We start from the raw sequence: 19,135 nt of genomic DNA on the forward strand, positions 1-19,135 counted from the left end.
GCCACCGTATCCGGCTTGTCGGTGGGCGCACATAGCATGGGCGTGAAGTCTGTCGTGGGAAAGGAAACGCGTGGCTGACCGCCTTATTGTCAAGGGTGCCCGCGAGCACAATCTGCGAGGAGTCGACCTCGATCTGCCGCGCGATGCGCTGATCGTGTTCACCGGCCTGTCCGGGTCCGGCAAGTCCTCGCTGGCCTTCGACACCATCTTCGCCGAGGGGCAGCGCCGCTACGTCGAGTCCCTGTCGGCATACGCCCGGCAGTTCCTCGGACAGATGGACAAGCCGGATGTCGACTTCATCGAGGGCCTGTCGCCTGCGGTGTCGATCGATCAGAAGTCGACCAACCGCAACCCTCGCTCGACCGTGGGCACCATCACCGAGGTCTACGACTATCTGCGTCTGCTGTACGCCCGCGCGGGCACCCCGCACTGCCCGGTGTGTGGTGAGCGCATCGCCCGTCAGACCCCACAGCAGATCGTGGATCAGGTGCTGGCCATGGACGAGGGCCTGCGGTTCCAGGTGCTGGCCCCGGTGGTACGCACCCGCAAGGGTGAGTTCGTCGACCTGTTCGAGAAGCTCAACACTCAGGGTTACAGCCGGGTGCGGGTGGACGGCGTGGTGCATCCGCTGACCGATCCGCCCAAGCTCAAGAAGCAGGAAAAGCACGACATCGAGGTGGTCATCGACCGGTTGACGGTCAAGGCCAGCTCCAAGCAGCGGCTCACCGATTCGGTGGAGACCGCGCTGAACCTGGCCGACGGCATCGTGGTGCTCGAGTTCGTCGACCGTGAGGACGACCATCCGCATCGCGAACAACGGTTCTCCGAGAAACTGGCGTGCCCCAACGGCCACCCGCTGGCCGTCGACGATCTGGAACCCCGGTCGTTCTCGTTCAACTCTCCCTACGGCGCCTGCCCGGAATGCACGGGCCTGGGAATCCGCAAAGAGGTCGACCCCGAACTGGTCGTCCCCGATCCGGACCTGACGCTGGCCGGCGGCGCCATCGCGCCGTGGGCCGTGGGGCAGAGTGCCGAGTACTTCACCCGGATGCTGTCCGGATTGGGCGATCAACTCGGGTTCGACGTCGACACCCCGTGGAAGAAGCTTCCCGCCAAGGCGCGCAAGGCCATTCTCGAAGGCTCTGATCACCAGGTCCACGTCCGGTACAAGAACCGCTACGGCCGCACCCGGTCCTACTATGCGGACTTCGAAGGCGTGATGGCCTTCCTGGCGCGGCGCATGGAGCAGACCGACTCGGAGCAGATGAAGGAACGCTACGAGGGCTTCATGCGTGACATCCCGTGCCCGGAGTGCAACGGCACGCGGCTCAAGCCTGAGATTCTCGCGGTGACGATGGCCGCGGGGGAGTTCGGCGCGAAGTCCATCGCCGAGGTGGCCGAGCTGTCGATCGCGGACTGCGCCGAATTCCTCAACGCACTGACGCTCGGGCATCGCGAGCAGGCCATCGCCGGGCAGGTGCTGAAGGAGATCCAGTCGCGGCTCGGGTTCCTGCTCGACGTCGGCCTGGACTACCTGTCGCTGTCGCGGGCTGCCGCCACTCTGTCCGGTGGTGAGGCGCAACGTATCCGGCTGGCCACCCAGATCGGCTCCGGGCTGGTCGGGGTGCTCTACGTGCTCGACGAGCCGTCCATCGGCCTGCACCAGCGTGACAATCGCAGGCTGATCGACACCCTGGTCCGGTTGCGTGAGCTGGGCAATACCCTCATCGTCGTCGAACACGATCTGGACACCATCGCGCACGCCGACTGGGTGGTCGACATCGGCCCGGCCGCGGGTGAGCACGGTGGCCGGATCGTGCACAGCGGAACGTATGCGGACCTGTTGACCAACCCCGAATCCCTTACCGGCGCTTATCTTTCCGGCAAAGAGAGCATCGAGGTCCCGGCCATCCGCCGGCCCACCGACAAGCGTCGTCAGGTCACGGTCGTCGGGGCCCGGGAGAACAATCTCAGGGAGATCGACGTCGCCTTCCCGCTCGGCGTGCTCACGTCGGTCACCGGAGTCTCCGGCTCGGGCAAGTCGACCCTGGTCAACGACATCCTGGCCTCGGTGATGGCCAACAAGCTCAACGGTGCCCGGCAGGTGCCCGGCAGGCACACCAGAGTCAACGGCCTTGATCAACTCGACAAGCTGGTCCGCGTCGACCAGTCACCTATCGGCCGCACGCCGCGGTCCAATGCGGCCACTTACACCGGGGTGTTCGACAAGATCCGGTCGCTGTTCGCCGCCACCACCGAGGCCAAGGTCCGCGGCTATCAGCCCGGGCGGTTCTCGTTCAACGTCAAGGGCGGCCGCTGTGAGGCCTGCTCGGGTGACGGCACCATCAAGATCGAGATGAACTTCCTGCCCGATGTGTATGTGCCATGCGAAGTATGTCAGGGCGCCCGGTACAACCGGGAAACCCTCGAGGTGCATTACAAGGGCAAGACCATCGCCGAGGTGCTGGACATGTCGATCGAGGATGCCACCGAGTTCTTCGAGCCGATCAGTTCGATCCACCGCTACCTCAAGACCCTCGTCGACGTCGGCCTGGGTTACGTGCGCCTGGGGCAACCGGCACCGACGTTGTCCGGCGGCGAGGCGCAACGCGTCAAGCTCGCGGCGGAATTGCAGAAGCGGTCCACCGGGCGCACCGTCTATATCCTCGACGAGCCGACCACCGGTCTGCACTTCGAGGACATCCGCAAGCTGCTCAAGGTGATCAACGGCCTTGTCGACAAGGGCAATACGGTGATCGTCATCGAGCACAACCTCGACGTGATCAAGACCTCGGACTGGATCGTGGACATGGGGCCCGAAGGCGGGGCCGGCGGCGGCACGGTTGTCGCGCAGGGTACGCCCGAGGCCGTGGCGGCCAACCCCGACAGCTATACCGGGCAGTTCCTTGCCGAGTTGATCGATGTACCCGCGCCGAAAACCAAGCGGCGCAAGGTCAGCGCCTGACGGTCAGTGCACGGTGTGGTAGCTCTGGAACGCGAACCAGTGCGGGCCAAGGCGTTTCGCCCAGCCGATGACGTAATCGCCGGCTGACTTGTGTTGGGTCTGCGGTGCGCTGCCGTCGGCGCTGTAAGCGAAGCCGTTCCAGCCGTTCTGGCCGTCGCGATAGGTGAAGTCGACGAAGTTGTCGGCCGGGCGCGCGATGTACTCGATGGGGTAGCCGGCGATATGGCCGGGATGTTTGCCGAAGTTGGCGTCCGCATCGAAGGCCAGTAGAGCGCGATCGAATGACGGCTGCGCCATTCGCCAATGCAGTTGCAGTGGGACGTTTGTGCAGACCAGCACGATGCCTGCGATTACCAACGCCGGACTCGCCAGTATCAGCGCCCGGTCGCACCGTCCGGTCTTGCGTCGCAGTGCGATGCCCAAGGCGCACGAGATGACGAACAGCGGAACCAGAGTCAATGCCGCGAAATAGAAGATGTCCGATGGTTCGCCGGGAAAACTCGACCCGTAGACAAGGCTGATGACGGCGCATCCGGTCATGGCCACCAGCCCCCAACCCGCGAATCGCATCATGAGCGCTTGGTCAGTGGTGAGGGGAACCGGGGATTGGCGCGGGCGCCGGCCAGCCATTCGGTCAGCGCATCGGCGCGCTGTTGCAATGCGCGAGTGCCGTCGCGCCCGATCTCTTCCAGAAGATGGACTTGGACGCGGCCGTCAGCGTCCTGACTCCAGCCGCCGACGATTCGGCCGTTCCACCAGGCCGTGGGCCCGCCGTTGCCGTTGGTGTCGAAGACCTGGCTGCGGTGAGCGCCGAGGTACCAGTCGCGGTCAAACCACCCCATCGTGGTGACGTCCAGTCCCGGGAGCAGGGCCGCCCAGGGCTCGGCATCCGGCTCGATGTCGAGGTCGTCGGGCAGTACATAACCCACGGCGCCGGGAGCGCCTTCTAAGTCCACTTCGACGGCGCCGGTATCCCGCAAGGCGTGGCGGGCCCAGGTCAGGGTGTTGCCGAACCACCATTTGATGTCGGCGACGGTGGCCGGGCCGAACGTCCGTAGCCAGGTCCGCACGAGCTCGGTGCGCGCATGGTCCGGGTCGGCGGTCGGCACCGGTGCCCCGAGCCAGTCGGAGGTGACCGTCCAGCGCGGCCGTGAGTTGTTCCAGCCACTGTCGTTGGGGCCGCGCACTATGTCACCCCGCACGCCGAGCACTGTCAAAACCCTTGGAGAAAGCGGTGTTTCGCCACCCCAGCGCTTTCCGGGCGCCGGGTCGTGACTCCCGGCGAGTTCGGGCAGAGCGCTGCGCAATTGGGCCGCGGGCGTTGGTCCATGTTCGCGCAGGTGGGCCAGGACCGCCTGGCATGCCGTGTCCAGCCATTGGGCGCCGTCGGCGGACACACCGGCCTTCTCCACATCGCCGACGAGTTTGCGGTGCTCGTTGCCGGCCACCCGGTCGCTGGCCCCGGCCTGGACCAGTGGCAGGTCCTCGGCGCGCACGATCCACAGTGTGCGCCGCATCGCGAGGTGTTTGAGCACGGTGCGCCGCTGGTACAGCTCCTTGTCCAGATCGTCGATGGTGAAGCCGGGCAGCCGGGCGAACAGGGACAGGTAGGGGGTCGAGGGGTCAGTCGCGTGCAGGCCGACGAAGGCGCGCGTGGTGTCGTCGATGGAGGACCCCGGTCGGCACAAGAAATGGCGCCGGGCCAGCCGGGCCCGGCGCTCGGCGGGTGTGAACGATCGCACGGGTCAGGCGTCGTCCTGCTTATCCATGGACTCACGGATCTGCCGCAAGCGTTCGGCTGCCGCCTTCTGGCGCTTCTCGTACTGCTCCTCGATGGACCGGCCCTCAGGTGTCTCGGCGTCCAGTTCGGACGCTCCGAGCGCGGTGCCGTAGCGGGTCTCGATCTTCTCGCGGACCGCATCGAAGGTCGGCACCCCGGCTGAGGTGTAGCCCGGGTCCGCCGGCCCGAAAACCGGTCCCGGGACGGGCCGCGGCGCAGAACCCGTGGCCGGAGCCGGGGGAACCACCTCGCCCTCGATGGTGGCGGGCTCCTCGGCTGCTGCGGATTCTTCGGATCGGTCCGGCTGCGATGGGTCCGTCATGCACCCCACGTTACCTGCGGGAACCGACATTTCTTGGGATCGGTAGCACTTGGGCCCGCCAAGACTTCGGGACACGACGGAGCCATCGGGGCAACGTGAAACGAAGGAGAAGACGCAATGGCCATGAATCGAGTTATCGCCGGCGCCATGGGACTGCTCGCGACCGGTGCGGTGCTGGTGGGCTGCTCGAACGACAAGCCTGCCGACAAACCCGCGGACAAGCCGGCCGCGTCGGCGACCGACACCAAGGTCAGCTCCGGGAGCAACACCCAGGTCAAGGTCGACGGTTCGGACCTGGCGGGCCTCGACCTGAACTCGGTCACCTGTGTGAAACAGGGCGGCAAGATCAACGTGGCCAGCGCCGCCGTCGGCGGCCAGCAGGGCCTGGGCGTGGTGATGACCGACGAGGCCGCGCCGAAGGTCGAGTCGCTGGGCCTGGTCTACGACGGCAGCGCGTTGGCGGTCAGCGAGGCCATGGGCGTCAAGGTCGGTTCGGCCGAGGTCAAGGTCGACGGGGACACCTACACCATCACCGGTGAAGCGTCGGGTGCCGACATGAAGAACCCGATGGCCGGGATGATCAACAAGCCGTTCACCATCACGGTGTCCTGCAGCTGATCTCCCGACATGGCGGGCGTGCCTGGCGGACCTCCTGCCGGGTGCGCCCGCCCCTTTTATAGGGTGCAGGGGTGACCATCGCCGGCGATCTCGACCGTGCCCGTCAGCTGGCGCTGGCCGCCGACGAGGTTGCGGCCCGCGATCTCCTGGTCTCGCTGCTGCCCCTGATCGAGCAGGCTGACCGCGACGACTATGCGTTCGAGGTGTTCGCACAGCTCGGCGAGATATTCCTGGTACGCACCGCGTATGAGGGTGTGGTGGAGAGCATTTCCCGCATCCGCGATTGTCTGGCGATTTACGAATCGATCCGGTCGGGACAACGGCCCGACCTCGCCGCACAGGCCACCATGTCCGATTCCGAGATCGATCACATGATCTGCCGCTACACGCGCAGGGTGGAGTTCCTCGAAGCCGGACTGGCCGCCGCCCGCGGCGATCATGACGGCGCCGCAGCGCATCTGGCGACCCTGATCGAAATCGACGGGGACTTCGACGATTTGCGGTCCGAACATCGTAACCTGATCTGCCACACCAGGATTCTGATCGCGAGCAGCCTGTGCGACGACGACCTGTATGCCGTATCGGTGCCGGTGTGGGCCGAGGTGCTGGACGTCCTCGAGGACCGCGCTGCGCCCGACACTGAGGATGCCGAGGCCGATCACCTTTTCGTCACCGGAGCGCTCGGCTACGGTCGGTTCTGCATCGAGTCCGGCCGTCTCGACGAGGCCGAGCCATGGTTGCGCCGGGCCGGAGCGCGTGCGCAGGCCCGGGGCTGGAAGCTCGACACCGCCCGCGCTCAGCTGGAGCGGGGGGCCGCGGCCTGGTCGGCCGGTCAGTACTCCGACACCCAGGACCTGGTGACCGAGGCCTACCCGGTGATCGCCGAGCACGCCCGCGCTCATGACGTATCCCGGAGCTGGCTCTACTTCGGGTTGATCCGGGTGGGTCTGGGCAGGTTGCGGGAGGCCGACGAATGCTGGGCGCACGCCGAGCGGCACTGGCGCGAAATTGAGCGGCCCTTGCATATTCACCGAATTCTGTTGCAACGGAGCTGGATAGCTCTGTTCCGCGGCGCCTTCCACGAGGCAATCGCGATGGTGGACGAGGCCAGGGGCCTGCTGGACGCCTCGCCCCGGCGCACCTGGTTGCAGTACGCGCGGCTGGACGCGCACCTCGGCAACATCTGGCGGGCCGACGCGCTGGCGGGGATGGGCTTCGACGGTCTGGGCAAACCGGGGCAGAGCTGGGAACAGGTCGAGGCTCGGCATGCCGCGGGGTCCGGCACGTTCAACTGCCGCCCGGGTAGCCGCAGGTACCGCCGCGGGATGGTCAAGCTCGACCGCGCCGCCGACCTGAAGGTCCCCGCGGCGCTCGCCGTTGATTCGGTGCGATACACGATCACCGACGCGGGGGCCAGGGCCCGATGGGCCCACAGCGTTGCGGCTCCCTTGATGGCGGGAGCGTTCGCGGTGGCCTGGGAATCGGACAATACCGAGCTGACCTGTGAGTTGATCGAATACCACAGCGCACGAGGAACTTTCAGTACGAATCGAGCGGATGAGCCGGGCCCGGCCGCCGAATGGGCCGAGACCGCCACGGCGGCCGTACCGGTCGAGGCCGAACTCGCACCGCAACTCGCCGTCGCGGCCGCCGCGGCACCAGTCGGCGGTGAAGGCGCACTGACCCGGCTCGGCCCGCTGCCCCCGCTGCGGATCGACCCGAGCTCGGGTCCGATATTAAGCCACTACCGGGAGCTCGCGCTGCAGCGGTATGGGTGCGATGTCACCGCGTCTGGTGCGGAATGGACGACGTGGCCGTGACCGACACTCTGGTACTCCGGTTCGCCGACGTCGGCATCGCGACCTACGTCAGCCTGCGCGTGGTGGGGCAGCCGCAACGCTCGATCACGTGGGTGATCGAGGAACCGCACATGGAGGCGGTGGAGGCGGTACTCAATCCGGCGCTGCCGGACCCGATCGGTACCGAAACGCCTGCCGAGGCAGTCGAACGGGCCGTGGTCACCGGCGCATTCGCCACCCCGGAGACCGAACTCGAGCTGGCCCGCCTGCTCGGTTCGCACCTCATCGGGATCGACGGCTGGCAACTGCTGGCCGATTGCGTCGCCGACGTCCGACCGGTGCTTTTCGTGACACCGAGCCCGCGGTTGGGCCGGGTGCCCTGGGGCCAGCTCGCGATGCCGGGTGCCGAGGGCTTCCGGCTGATGGAGCTGGTGGATGTACTGATGGCGGTGCCGCCCAACATCGTTCATGCGCCGCGCCGCGCCGCGCGTTGGACGGAACGCCTCGACTGTCCACCGGTGCTGGTATTGGATCCCCGCATTCCGGGACAGCGACCGGATTCGGCCCTGGGCTCGGTGCTGGGCCGCCCGTCACCACAGACGCCGTTGTCGGAACATTTCAGTGAGCTGGTGGCCGGCCACCCCGTGCTGCCGAAGGTCGACGCGGCCGTCGAGCTGTTCCGGCGTACCGATACCGACCGGGGGTGGTTGGCCGATGCCTGCGCACAGAACCCGAGCCGGCTGCTCTACGTCGGGCACGCCAGCGCCGCTGACGGAGCCGACGGGCACGCCGACCGCGCGGCGTTGCATCTGGCCGAGAGCCGGCCTCTGACCGCGGGGGAGATGATCGCGGCGCAGTTGCCCATCCCGCCCCGAGTGGCGTTGCTGGCGTGCGCCTCCGGTGGCGACTACCGGTTCGACGAGGCGGCCGGATTGGTCGCGGCGATGATCCTGGGTGGCGCGCAACTGGTGACCGCGACCCTGTGGTCGTTGCCGACCACGGCCGGATTCCGTCAATTCAGCCGGGCCGGCGCAGAGGCCGATCCGATGACGGACACCATCGTCGGGGTGGATCTGGCACATCGCGACGATGACGCGGGCCGGGCGGTGAACCGCTGGCAGCGGGCCATGATGCGCCGGTGGCGTGACGGCGACCTGACGGCCAGCCCACTGCACTGGGCCGCGGTGGCCACGTTCAGCGTCGACGGCGCCCGCTGAGTCAGGCCGGGGTCACACAGACCGCCACGACGCGTTCATTGCCCGGCCGGTAGTACGCGTCGATCACGTTGCCCGGTGAGACTTTTGCCAGCGCCGATGCCGGGATCAATGCCCGCTGACGTACCGGGAACTGGCCGCCGCCGCGCCTACTGACCATGAGGTCGAGTTCGACCTCGCGGTAGTCCTCGCGGATGGTCCCGGTGGCCCGCATTCCGGTGATGATTCCGCGCGACCGGGTGCCGGTGCGGATCAGCTCGAGCTGAACCCGCGTCATGAGCCCCTTGCGGACCAGCATGTGGTCGAATTCGGCGACCAATTCGCCGAGAGTGACGAGACGCTCGTCGGCCTCGTCGTCCCGGCAGACGCACCGTGCCCGGCGAGTGGTGGTCAGCGCGGCGCCGGCGCAGAACAGGCACAGGACAGTGAGCAGCACGACGTCGGTCATGTCCCCAAGGGTCCGGCCGACCGACCGCTACCGAACCCAACTTCGACGCCTCTATCCTGGTGCCGGTGAGCATCGGGTCCGAAACGTCTGGGGCGCGGGCCGACCCCGATTCGGCGGTGGGCGCCGCCCAGCCGCGCCGCGCGGTGATCGATCGGGCCTGGCGCGCCCTCGGCCCCGGCGTCGAGGTGTTCAGCGGCGACGACGGCGGGCCACTGCGCCGGACCGTCAAACGGATCATCGACCCGCTGGTGCTCAGGTTGCGCAGCAACACCCACTATTCGGCACCGGTGCTGGCTCCCGAGGTGGCTGCTGACCTGCACGCGCAGATGATCCGCAGTGGGCCACACCTGCGTGCCGCCGCTGCCTGGTTCACCGAGCTCAAACAGCAGCGCCGACGGCTGCGCATCACCGCCGGCAATGCCCAGGAGCTGTATTTCCCGGTGTGTTTCGAGCTTGCCGTTACCCGGGGTGCCCCGGCCTCAGACAAGACCGACGTTGCGACGGAGGTGCTGGCCGATCTCCATCAGGGCCGTGACCGTACCGCCATCGAGGCGCTCAACCAGCATGTGGCCGATCCGCATGTCGTCGACCGGTTGCGTCGCCAGCTCGACCGTAGCTGGCAGGACATCGTCGCCTCCGACGCGATCACCGGCCCGTTCTTCGCCGGACTGGCGACTGTGCTGGGCCCGGCCGACAGTCATCGTGCCGAGGTGGCCCGCCGGCGGGTGTGGTCGGCGCTGGTGGCCGACGCCACGCCGTACAACCTCGGCGCCGGGGTGCGGCACGAGGATGCCGGGCTGCCCTGGTCGGTTGTGGACATCGGACTGAGTTCAGTGTTGCCACAACAGCACCCGTCGATCATTGGCCCGGCCGAGGGTGATCGCCCGCTGGACCGCAGCGTGGTCGATCGGGTACGGGCGACATTGCGCCGGGCACTGGACCGGGACGAACTGCCGGACATCCCGCTGCTGTGTGCCGAGGAGGTGGACCGGTCCTGCGCTCCATGGGGGCTGCTCGCCGAGGACAAGCAGGCCGGCCTGGTGGCCGGCATCGAGGTGGCCACCGACCTGCGTCCGCTCGACGCCGACGCCGCGGGCCGCTACCAGCTGTCGGCGCGCATACAGGCCCGGCTGGCCAAGGAAGCGTATGTGCTGCATGCCCGCCGCTACGTGGTGGCCGGTGCCCCGGTGCACCCGCGCCAACGGCAGGTCATCGATGATCTCGGTGCGTTCTGCCGCCCCTATCTGAGCCGGCTGTGGGCGCGGTTGCACGGCCGGGATGTCTGGCAAGAGTCCTGCGCGGACGTCGACGACCTGCGGTCGCTGCTGGAGGGCGTGGCCAGGTCGGTCAGTCTGGATCACCGGCAGCGGATCAAGGCGATGCTGGAAGTGCAGGTGGCAGAGTGAAATTGGGTGCAGACGGCGGGCTGTGGAGTAGCGGCCCGGTGGCCGACGATCTGCCTCTGGTCGCGGTACTCGAGGTCAGCGGCGCGGTCCTGTCATGGGTCGTGGACGGGGGCGCAGACGAACCACCTTCCATCACGTTCACCGATCCGGAGCGTGCGGACTGGCTGTGGCGAGTGCTCGGCGAGTCGGGCCACGTCGCCCTCCTGGACGCACTGCGCCACCGGGAGCCCGGACAATCGCTCGAGCTGACCGGGGTCGAGGTGCTGCCGGGAACGATGGAAACGTTGCAGCGGTTGGCGATCGGGCACTGGTTGCGGCGGTGGTGGCCGGCCAGCGACCGGGACGGCATCGCGGCACTGGAGCGTCCGGTACTCGATGCCGAACTGGCGCTGTCGACGGTGGCCGCCGAGGATTTCTTCACTGACGACACCCTGGATTCCGACGTCGCAGGTCTGTTGGCGCCACACCTGAGTGCCTTGAATTCACTTGCTGCATCCGGTGATCCGAGGATTGCGGCAATGGTCGAGGAATGCCGCGAGCTCGCCGGTGAGATCGGGCTGAACTGGCCGGACACGCTCGCAGCGGAACCACAGCGGGACGACTACGCGCTCGCGGCCGGCAGCGGCGACAGTGGGAAGACGGCAGGGCTGATCGCACGCGGAACCGGCACCGTCGCGTGGTCGGCCGTGCCGCCCGGAGTGTTCGACGCTGCCGAGAACACCCTCGAGTGGTCGGTGCTCGGGGACGGTGCGGGGGTCACAGCGGTGGTGCGGGTGGCGCTTTCGGGGCCGGACTCACCGCTGGGTATCGAGGTGGAACTACGCGGTAACGGTTGCGGCGCTTCCGGTTTCCTCGATGCCACGGGTCGTGCGGTGCTGGAGTTGCACGATTCGGACGGGCGGCGTCTCACCGAAACCCACGCCTGGAACCTGGATTGGGCAGACGCCGCGGTCCGGGTGGGCGCCGAGGACGCCCCCGAGTCCGCGGAGGCGCGGGAGCGGGTGCGAGCGTTCGCGCGCACACGGATGGCCGCGGGTGCCTTCCTCGCCGAGGTCCGCGCAGTTGAATCCGACTACTGAGCGCTACTTGGCGGCCGTCTGGATGAACGCCGCCGAGGGCGACGCCTGCGGCAGTCCGGTCGCGGGTGCCTGCGGTGTACCGATCGCACTGGCCAGCCAGGGCAGGGCCGCCGAGAATGCATGGCTGGCGAACGGCCAGTCGTGGGTGCCCTGGTGGGTCACCACGGCGCAGGCGATGCCGTGTTTCGAACCGAGTGCGCACAGGGAGTTGGCGGCCTTGGCCTGATCGTTGGCGTGGGCTGCGGGCTTGCCCGGCGTGGAGGTGTCGTTGACGTCGAACCAACCGGTCATCTGGTCGTACGGCCCGTGCCGGTTGATCACCGTGCTCGGATCGAAGGCGTCCCACGCGGCGGCATTGCCGCCGAACAGTCGGTCGATGGTCTGCGCCTTGGTCCCCGAGTTCGGGCCGATGTCACCGGCGATGTCGACGAACGCACTGAACAGTTCGGGGTGCATGACCGCCAGGTCCACCGCGCACGTGCCGCCCATGGACCAGCCGACGATGCCCCAACCCGAGGCCGCCGGCTTGACGCCGTAGTGGCTGTTCATATATGGGACAACGTCTTTGGTGAGATGGTCGGCGGAGTTCCCGCGCTTGCCATTGACGCATTCGGTGTCGTTGTTGAAGGTGCCGCCCGGGTCGACGAACGCCAGCACCGGCGCATAGCCGTGGTGGGCGGCGGCGAAATCGTCCATCGTCTTGATCACGTTGCCGGCCCGCATCCAGTCGGCCGGGGTGTTGAACTCACCGCCGATCATCATCACGGTCGGCAACTGAGGAGCGGGATTGGAAGCGAACCACGCCGGCGGCAGGTACACATACTCACCGCGATGCCGGAAACCCGAAGCGGTGTTGGGGATTTCGACCGGGACCACACTGCCCTTGGCGGGCATGGCGCCCTTGCGCTGCATGGCGACCACCGTGACCTGGTCGGTCTGGTCGGGCAGGGGACCGGCGGTCAACTGGTTCCATGCGGTCTGCACCCACGGGAAGTAACCGACCCACAGGTTCAGCGCCAGTGCCGTGCACAGCAGCGTCAGCGGCACTGCCATGACAGCGGTACCGCGCCGCCACCACCGGCTGCCGCGCCAGCCCGCGGCCAGGATCACCACCGCCGCGCCCGTCAGCGCGATCCACACCCACAGGGACCGCGGCGCCGGATTGCCCGCCAGACCCTCGGACTCGATGTACCAGTTTGTGCCCGCGACGAGAATGCCGCCCACGGCCGCGGCGAACGGCAGCCAGATGAGCGCCCAGCGGCGGGTACGCCACCCGATTGCGGCGATCAACACCACGGCGGTGATGACTTGGATGCTGGTCGGAACCCAGCCGTGCATCAAGGACAGGTGGTGAGTGAAGGTCACGGCAACATCGTCGCCGCCCAATCTTGGGATCGGCTGTGAGGTGGCTGCTAACGAGGTTTGGCCAGGGGAAACGGGAGTGTTTCGCGGATGCTACGGCCAGTTATCAACATGACCACACGGTCCACACCCATACCGAGACCGCCCGTCGGCGGCATGGCGTACTCCATGGCCTGCAGGAAATCCTCGTCGAGTTCCATCGCCTCGGGGTCACCGCCCGCGGCCAGCAACGATTGCTCCTGCAACCGGCGGCGCTGTTCGACGGGGTCGGTGAGCTCGCTGTAGGCGGTGCCCAGTTCGACGCCCCAAGCCACCAGATCCCAGCGTTCGGCAACCCCTGGGATGCTGCGGTGCGGCCGGGTCAGCGGGGACACCGAGGTCGGGAAGTCCTTGTAGAACGTGGGTTCTTCGGTGCGGTCCTCGACGAGGTGCTCGTACATCTCCAGCACCACGGCCCCGGCGTCCCAATGAGTCAGGTAGGGGATGTGCGCCGCGTCGCAGAGCCGGCGCAGCACGGCCAGGTCGGTCTCGACGGTGACGTGCTCGCCGAGGGCTTCCGAAACCGCGTCGTGCACGGTCTTGACCGCCCACCGGCCGGAGATGTCGACCGGCTCGAGGACCCCGTCGGCACGGGGCCGCTGGAAGACCTGGGCTCCGTTGGCGGCTGCCGCGGCGTTCTGGATCAGCTCGCGGCAGCCGTCGATCCACACGTTGTAGTCGGCGTGGGCCTGGTAGGCCTCCAGCAGGGTGAACTCCGGGTTGTGGCTGAAGTCCACGCCCTCGTTGCGGAACGCGCGGCCCAGCTCGAAGACCCGCTCGACGCCGCCGACGCACAACCGCTTGAGGTAGAGCTCGGGCGCGATCCGCAGATACAGGTCCAGGTCGTAGGCGTTGATGTGGGTCAGGAACGGCCGGGCGTTGGCACCGCCGTGGATCTGTTGCAGGATCGGGGTCTCGACCTCCAGGAAACCCTTGGCGTACAACGTCTCCCGGATGGCATGCAGTGCGCCGCTACGGGCCCGGATCAGGTCTCGTGCCTCAGTGTTGACCGCGAGGTCCACGTAGCGGGCCCGGACCCGGGCCTCCTGGTCGGTCAGGCCCTTCCACTTGTCCGGCAGCGGGCGCAGGCATTTGCCGATCAACCGCCAACTGTCGACCAGGAGCGAGTGGGTGCCGTTGCGGCTGCGGCCCATCGCACCGCTGACCTCGATCAGATCACCCAGGTCGATCGTGGCGGTGAAGTCGGCGGTCGTGGCCCCGCTGAGCCCCTCGTTGTCGAGCAGTAACTGAACTTCTCCTGACCAGTCGCGCAGCTGGGCGAACAGCACGCCGCCGTAATCCCGGACCCGCAGGATCCGGCCGGCCACGATCACGTCGTCGCCGTCGGCGGCCTCCAGTGCGGCCGCAATGGTGTGGCTCGGGGCCTGGCCCACCGGATAGGCGTCCACGCCGCCGGCCTGCAACTGCCGCAGCTTGGCCATCCGGACCCGCACCTGCTCGGGTAGCCGTTGCCGCTCGTCGCCGTCGGGATCCGTCGGCATTCCGGAGAAGTCCGGTGCGCTGCCGTCGTGGTGGAGGCGGCCCGAACCCACCAACTCCGCCGGGGCCGCGACGTGCTCGCCGGTGTGCTGCTTGTTTCGCCGGGAGAACGGCAGCACCAGGAAACCTTCGGCGATGACCGAGGCCACCCCGACTCGCGGGATCAACCGCGCGTCCTCGTAGCAGGCGTACCGGGGAACCCACTGAGGCTGGTACTTCATGTTCGAGCGGTACAGCGTCTCCAACTGCCACCACCGGGAGAAGAACACCAACAGGGCGCGCCACAGTCGGGCCACCGGACCGGCGCCCAGCTGTGCACCCTGCTGGAATGCCGACCGGAACATTGCGAAGTTCAATGAAATACGGCTGACCCCAATGCCTTCGGACTGCATGCACAGTTCGCTGACCATCAGCTCGATGGTGCCGTTGGGGGATTGCGGGGAGCGGCGCATGACGTCGAGCGAGACACCGTTGGCTCCCCACGGCACCAGCGACAGCAACGCGACCACCTCGGGTTCTGAGTTTTCTGGTTCGCCGGCCTTGTGCTGCACCGCCTCGACGAGCAGGCAGTCACCGTCGGCCGGGTCGCCGAGCCGGCCCAGCGCCATCGAGAAGCCGCGTTCGGTCTCGGTGTCCCGCCAGGCGTCGGCACGCTTGATCACCTCAGCCATCTCGGCCTGATCCAGTTCACGGTGGCGCCGCATGCGCACCGAGGTGCCGGCGCGCCGGGCCCGGGTGACCGCCTGTCGCACCGCGCGCATATCGGGGCCGGACAGCCGGAAGCTGTCCGGATACAGGATGGCCTCGTCACCGAGTTGCAGCGCGTTGAGCCCGGCCACCCGGAACGCCTCGGCTGCCGTCGAACTGGCGCCCATGACACCGGGCGCCCAGCCGTAGGTCTGGCACAGCTGCAGCCAGGCGGCGATCGCCTGCGGCCAGGCCTTCGGATCACCGACCGGATCGCCGCCGGCCAGACACACCCCGACTTCCACGCGATAGGCGATCGCGGCCCGGCCGTTGGGGGCGAACACCACCGATTTGTCCCGGCGGGTGGCGAAGTACCCGAGCGAATCGTTCTTGCCGTAGGTCTCCAACAGCCCGCGGATCGCTGACTCGTCTTCGCCGGTCAGTGCATTGGAGGCGCGTTGGGACTGGAACAGCACGACCGCGGCCGCCATCAGTGCCAGCGCGCCGAACAAGCCGAAGATCGCATTGAGGAAGGTGTGCGAATAGCCCTCGAAAACCTCGGGCGGGACGGTCGCGAATCCGCTGACCCGGTTGACCGCGTACAGCAGCCGCCATTCCGGGGGCAGGGTGCCGGGGAACAGTTCCAGCAGCGTCCACGCGGCCAGGATTCCGATCGCCATGCCCGCGACCAGGACCACGGCGGATTTGAGCAGGGCACCGCGGCGCACCTTGGCCCAGAACTGGTTACGGGCCAAGACCAGCGCGGCGATCGCGGCCACGTGGAACACCACACCGATGACCTCGCCTACATCGTCGGCGACAGGATCTCCACCGGCGGCGAGGTCACCGAGGTTCCAGCCGATGGCGCCCACCATGTAGAGCACCAGGATCCACCAGGCGATCCGCTTGCGGGCGGCCAGCGCCGCGGCCAGCAACGCCAGCACGAACGCCCACGCGAAGCTGGTGTCGGGAAAGTTGAAGATGTAGTCGTTGACGAACTCTCGGGGCACCTGGATCAACCAGCGCACTGCCGGTGACACACTGGCGATCAGCGACAGGGTGGCGATCACCCCGACGATCCAGCCGGCTGCTGCGGGAACCCAGGAGAATCTCGACGCGGGCTGGACCCCGGTGCCGTTGCCGCGGCTGATGACGGTCATACGCCCGGAGAATAGGCGCTCAACCCGTCAATTGGGTTGAGCCCGCGCACAGACACCGGGGGGACCGGCTACCAGACCGGGCCGGTGTACTTCTCGCCTGGGCCTTTTCCCGGTTCTTCGGGTGCCGCGCTGGCTTCGCGGAACGCCAGCTGCAGGCTCTTGAGGCCGTCGCGCACCGGGCCCGCGTGGGGTCCCAGGTATTCGGCCGAGGCGGTGACGAGCCCGGCGAGTGCAGTGATCAGCCGGCGGGCCTCGTCGAGATCGCGGTGCGGGCTATCCTCGGGGTCCTCGGCCGACAGCCCGATCTTCTCGGCTGCGGCGCTCATCAACATGACCGCCGCCCGGGTGATCACTTCGACCGCGGGAATGTCGGCCAGCTCCCGTAGCTGCGGTGTCGCTTCGTCGGGCGTTTCGGTCGGATCCGTCATAGCTGCTAGACTTTCATGCGCGACCGTCCCGGCTTATGTCAGGGACAGCAAGTGGAGTCCCACTCCCACCGTTGGCCACACTGGTACAACGGTCCGGTCGCCGGTGTCCTCGGACGCCGGTTCTGTGCTCCACCTTTGGAGCTGCAGGCGGCGCAAGCCGTGATCGGTCGGCATTGGGCCCTGCTTTTCAGCAGGGCTTTTCTGTTCTACAGGGCAGAAGTGCGGATGGGCGGGTCTCCTCAGCAGACCCAACATAGGAGGCCCCATCAGCACTGAGACCCGCATCAACGAGCGCATCCGCGTACCTGAAGTCCGCCTGATCGGACCGAACGGCGAGCAGGTAGGGATCGTGCGCATCGAAGATGCTCTCCGCGTCGCCGCGGATGCCGATCTCGACCTCGTCGAAGTTGCACCAGCCGCTAAACCCCCGGTCTGCAAGATCATGGATTACGGCAAGTTCAAGTACGAGACGGCACTCAAGGAGCGCGAGTCTCGCAAGAACCAGCAGCAGACCGTCGTCAAGGAACAGAAGCTGCGTCCCAAGATCGACGATCACGACTACGAGACGAAGAAGGGCCATGTGGTCCGCTTCCTCGAAGCCGGGTCCAAGGTCAAGGTGACGATCATGTTCCGTGGTCGTGAGCAGTCCCGCCCCGAACTCGGGTACCGGTTGCTGCAGCGGCTCGGCGCCGATGTCGCCGATTACGGCTTCGTCGAGACGTCAGCCAAGCAGGACGGCCGCAACATGACGATGGTGCTGGCACCGCACCGCGGCGCGAAGACTCGCGCCAAGGCGGCAGAGCAGGCCGAGCGCCCCGGCGGGCAGCAGGCTGCACCAGCCGCATCAGAAGAACCAGACGTCACGCAGAACTAGTTTTCAACACAGAACTGAGGATTCATGCCCAAGGCGAAGACCCACAGCGGAGCATCCAAGCGCTTCCGCAAGACCGGGACCGGCAAGATCGTGCGCCAGAAGGCCGGCCGACGCCACCTGCTGGAGCACAAGGCCACCAAGCGCACCCGCCGGCTTGACGGCCGCACCGTGGTTGCTGCCAACGACACCAAGCGTGTCAACAAGTTGCTCAACGGCTAGATCTGCCGCTCCCCGTACCGAACGAGAATAGGAACATCCCATGGCACGCGTGAAGCGCGCACTCAACGCCCAGAAGAAGCGGCGCACAGTCCTCAAGGCCTCGAAGGGCTACCGCGGTCAGCGGTCGCGGCTCTACCGCAAGGCCAAGGAGCAGCAGCTCCACTCGCTGACCTACGCCTACCGGGACCGCCGGGCCCGCAAGGGTGAGTTCCGCAAGCTGTGGATCTCGCGTATCAACGCCGCGGCCCGCGCCAACGACATCACCTACAACCGCCTGATCCAGGGCCTCAAGGCCGCAGGCGTCGAGGTCGACCGCAAGAACCTGGCCGAGATCGCCGTCAGCGATGCCGCCGCGTTCACCGCGCTGGTCGAGGTCGCCAAGGCCGCCCTGCCCGAGGACGTCAACGCGCCCTCCGGAGAGGCCGCCTGACGCTCACCGAGCGTTCTGCCCGGGTGGCTGCTGCGGTCAAACTGCAGCGCCACGTCGGGCGCCGCCGCGCCGCACGCTTCCTTGCCGAGGGGTCCAACCTCGTCGAGGCCGCGTTGCGGCGCGGACTTGTTTCCGAGGTGTTCGCGACCGAGGCCGCACTCGACCGTTTCGGTGCGCTGCTGGCCGATGCGCCGGTGCAGCTGGTCACCGAGCGTGCGGCGAAAGCCTTGTCGGACACCGTGACCCCGGTCGGTCTGGTGGCGGTGTGCCGACTGCCGGAGGTCTCACTCGACGAGGTTCTGGCCGCCGCGCCCCGGTTGATCGCGGTACCCGTGCAGATCTCGGAGCCGGGCAACGCCGGTACGTTGATCCGCACGGCCGACGCGATGGGCGCCGACGCGGTGGTGCTGGCCGGCAACAGCGTCGACCCCTACAACAGCAAGTGCCTGCGGGCGTCGGCCGGCAGCATCTTCTCGGTGCCGGTGATCAGCGAGCCTGACGAGGCCGCCACCGTTGCACGGCTGCAGGCCGCGGGGCTGCAGGTGCTGGCCACCACGATCGACGGCGAGGCCAACCTCGACGACCTCGATGCCGGCGGCGACCTGGCGCAGCCCACCGCTTGGCTGTTCGGCCCCGAAGCCCACGGCCTGCCAACCGAATTGGCCGCGGCTGCCGACCATCGCGTGCACATTCCCATGCCCGGTCACTCCGAGAGCCTCAACATCGCTTCGGCAGCCTCTATCTGTCTGTATCAGAGCGCCCGCGCCCACCGCAGTGCTAGTGATTGAGCATGTGCCAATACTGC

General features: G+C 67.6%; 17 protein-coding genes. 10 read left to right on the forward strand and 7 right to left on the reverse strand.

Annotated elements, in window-relative coordinates; translation table 11 throughout:
- Positions 1 to 70 precede the first annotated feature (70 nt).
- Positions 71 to 2,965: an excinuclease ABC subunit UvrA gene (gene uvrA, locus ACZY08_RS22765; RefSeq protein ID WP_463746870.1), complete on the forward strand. Its 2,895-nt coding sequence runs from the start codon at positions 71 to 73 to the stop codon at positions 2,963 to 2,965.
- Between the two features lie 3 nt (positions 2,966 to 2,968).
- On the opposite strand, the gene ACZY08_RS22770 is transcribed toward uvrA, so the two are convergent.
- From ACZY08_RS22770 to ACZY08_RS22780, 3 genes are read right to left on the reverse strand one after another with little or no spacing between them, the layout of a single operon-like run.
- Positions 2,969 to 3,538 carry a hypothetical protein gene (locus ACZY08_RS22770; protein ID WP_463746871.1) on the reverse strand — a complete coding sequence of 190 codons (570 nt, stop codon included), beginning with the start codon at positions 3,536 to 3,538 and terminating at the stop codon, positions 2,969 to 2,971.
- Positions 3,535 to 4,707, reverse strand: coding sequence for a winged helix DNA-binding domain-containing protein (locus ACZY08_RS22775; protein WP_463746872.1), 1,173 nt, complete (start codon positions 4,705 to 4,707; stop codon positions 3,535 to 3,537). Before ACZY08_RS22775 ends, ACZY08_RS22770 begins: the two co-directional genes overlap by 4 nt.
- A 3-nt stretch (positions 4,708 to 4,710) precedes the next feature.
- Complete coding sequence (locus tag ACZY08_RS22780) at positions 4,711 to 5,004, reverse strand: hypothetical protein (RefSeq protein WP_463746928.1); 294 nt, start codon at positions 5,002 to 5,004, stop codon at positions 4,711 to 4,713.
- Between the two features lie 186 nt (positions 5,005 to 5,190).
- On the opposite strand from ACZY08_RS22780, the gene ACZY08_RS22785 reads away from it, so the two are divergent.
- From ACZY08_RS22785 to ACZY08_RS22795, 3 genes are all read left to right on the forward strand, one after another.
- Positions 5,191 to 5,685, forward strand: a complete 495-nt coding sequence (locus ACZY08_RS22785; RefSeq protein WP_463746929.1) for a lipoprotein LpqH — start codon at positions 5,191 to 5,193, stop codon at positions 5,683 to 5,685.
- 71 nt (positions 5,686 to 5,756) lie between these two features.
- On the forward strand, positions 5,757 to 7,505 hold the full coding sequence (locus tag ACZY08_RS22790; RefSeq protein WP_463746873.1) for an ATP-binding protein: 1,749 nt from the start codon (positions 5,757 to 5,759) through the stop codon (positions 7,503 to 7,505).
- Positions 7,487 to 8,701 (forward strand): CHAT domain-containing protein, encoded by a 1,215-nt coding sequence (locus tag ACZY08_RS22795; RefSeq protein WP_463746874.1) that lies wholly within the window; start codon positions 7,487 to 7,489, stop codon positions 8,699 to 8,701. Before ACZY08_RS22790 ends, ACZY08_RS22795 begins: the two co-directional genes overlap by 19 nt.
- A 1-nt stretch (position 8,702) precedes the next feature.
- Here the strand turns inward: ACZY08_RS22795 and ACZY08_RS22800 are convergent, their stop codons facing one another.
- Positions 8,703 to 9,146 carry a hypothetical protein gene (locus ACZY08_RS22800; protein WP_463746875.1) on the reverse strand — a complete coding sequence of 148 codons (444 nt, stop codon included), beginning with the start codon at positions 9,144 to 9,146 and terminating at the stop codon, positions 8,703 to 8,705.
- A gap of 65 nt (positions 9,147 to 9,211) precedes the next feature.
- Between ACZY08_RS22800 and ACZY08_RS22805 the strand changes: the two genes are divergently transcribed.
- Together ACZY08_RS22805 and ACZY08_RS22810 are read left to right on the forward strand one after the other, a co-directional pair.
- Positions 9,212 to 10,552 carry a hypothetical protein gene (locus ACZY08_RS22805; RefSeq protein ID WP_463746876.1) on the forward strand — a complete coding sequence of 447 codons (1,341 nt, stop codon included), beginning with the start codon at positions 9,212 to 9,214 and terminating at the stop codon, positions 10,550 to 10,552.
- The gene (locus ACZY08_RS22810; protein WP_463746877.1) at positions 10,549 to 11,631 is read left to right on the forward strand and encodes a hypothetical protein; all 1,083 of its coding nucleotides are present in this window, start codon (positions 10,549 to 10,551) and stop codon (positions 11,629 to 11,631) included. Before ACZY08_RS22805 ends, ACZY08_RS22810 begins: the two co-directional genes overlap by 4 nt.
- Positions 11,632 to 11,634: 3 nt before the next feature.
- On the opposite strand, the gene ACZY08_RS22815 is transcribed toward ACZY08_RS22810, so the two are convergent.
- The 3 genes from ACZY08_RS22815 to ACZY08_RS22825 all read right to left on the reverse strand — a co-directional run bounded on the left by ACZY08_RS22815 (position 11,635) and on the right by ACZY08_RS22825 (position 16,807).
- Positions 11,635 to 12,996 (reverse strand): alpha/beta hydrolase, encoded by a 1,362-nt coding sequence (locus tag ACZY08_RS22815; RefSeq protein WP_463746878.1) that lies wholly within the window; start codon positions 12,994 to 12,996, stop codon positions 11,635 to 11,637.
- A 47-nt stretch (positions 12,997 to 13,043) separates the two neighbouring features.
- Positions 13,044 to 16,379 (reverse strand): bifunctional lysylphosphatidylglycerol synthetase/lysine--tRNA ligase LysX, encoded by a 3,336-nt coding sequence (lysX, locus tag ACZY08_RS22820; protein WP_463746879.1) that lies wholly within the window; start codon positions 16,377 to 16,379, stop codon positions 13,044 to 13,046.
- Positions 16,380 to 16,447: 68 nt separating this feature from the next.
- Positions 16,448 to 16,807: a DUF1844 domain-containing protein gene (locus tag ACZY08_RS22825; RefSeq protein WP_463746880.1), complete on the reverse strand. Its 360-nt coding sequence runs from the start codon at positions 16,805 to 16,807 to the stop codon at positions 16,448 to 16,450.
- Positions 16,808 to 17,072: 265 nt separating this feature from the next.
- Here ACZY08_RS22825 and infC point away from each other — a divergent pair, with 265 nt between their 5' ends.
- Genes infC through ACZY08_RS22845 form a run of 4 tightly spaced genes read left to right on the forward strand, consistent with a single transcriptional unit; the run spans position 17,073 to position 19,118 of the window.
- Entirely contained in the window at positions 17,073 to 17,681 is a 609-nt protein-coding gene (gene infC, locus ACZY08_RS22830; RefSeq protein WP_463746930.1) for a translation initiation factor IF-3, read from the forward strand.
- A gap of 24 nt (positions 17,682 to 17,705) precedes the next feature.
- Entirely contained in the window at positions 17,706 to 17,900 is a 195-nt protein-coding gene (gene rpmI / locus ACZY08_RS22835; protein WP_036449598.1) for a 50S ribosomal protein L35, read from the forward strand.
- 40 nt (positions 17,901 to 17,940) lie between these two features.
- Positions 17,941 to 18,330: a 50S ribosomal protein L20 gene (gene rplT, locus ACZY08_RS22840; RefSeq protein ID WP_003885175.1), complete on the forward strand. Its 390-nt coding sequence runs from the start codon at positions 17,941 to 17,943 to the stop codon at positions 18,328 to 18,330.
- A 23-nt stretch (positions 18,331 to 18,353) separates the two neighbouring features.
- Complete coding sequence (locus tag ACZY08_RS22845; RefSeq protein WP_463746881.1) at positions 18,354 to 19,118, forward strand: TrmH family RNA methyltransferase; 765 nt, start codon at positions 18,354 to 18,356, stop codon at positions 19,116 to 19,118.
- The last annotated feature ends 17 nt before the right edge of the window (positions 19,119 to 19,135 follow it).

The organism is Mycobacterium sp. IDUB_9 (genome assembly GCF_055419505.1).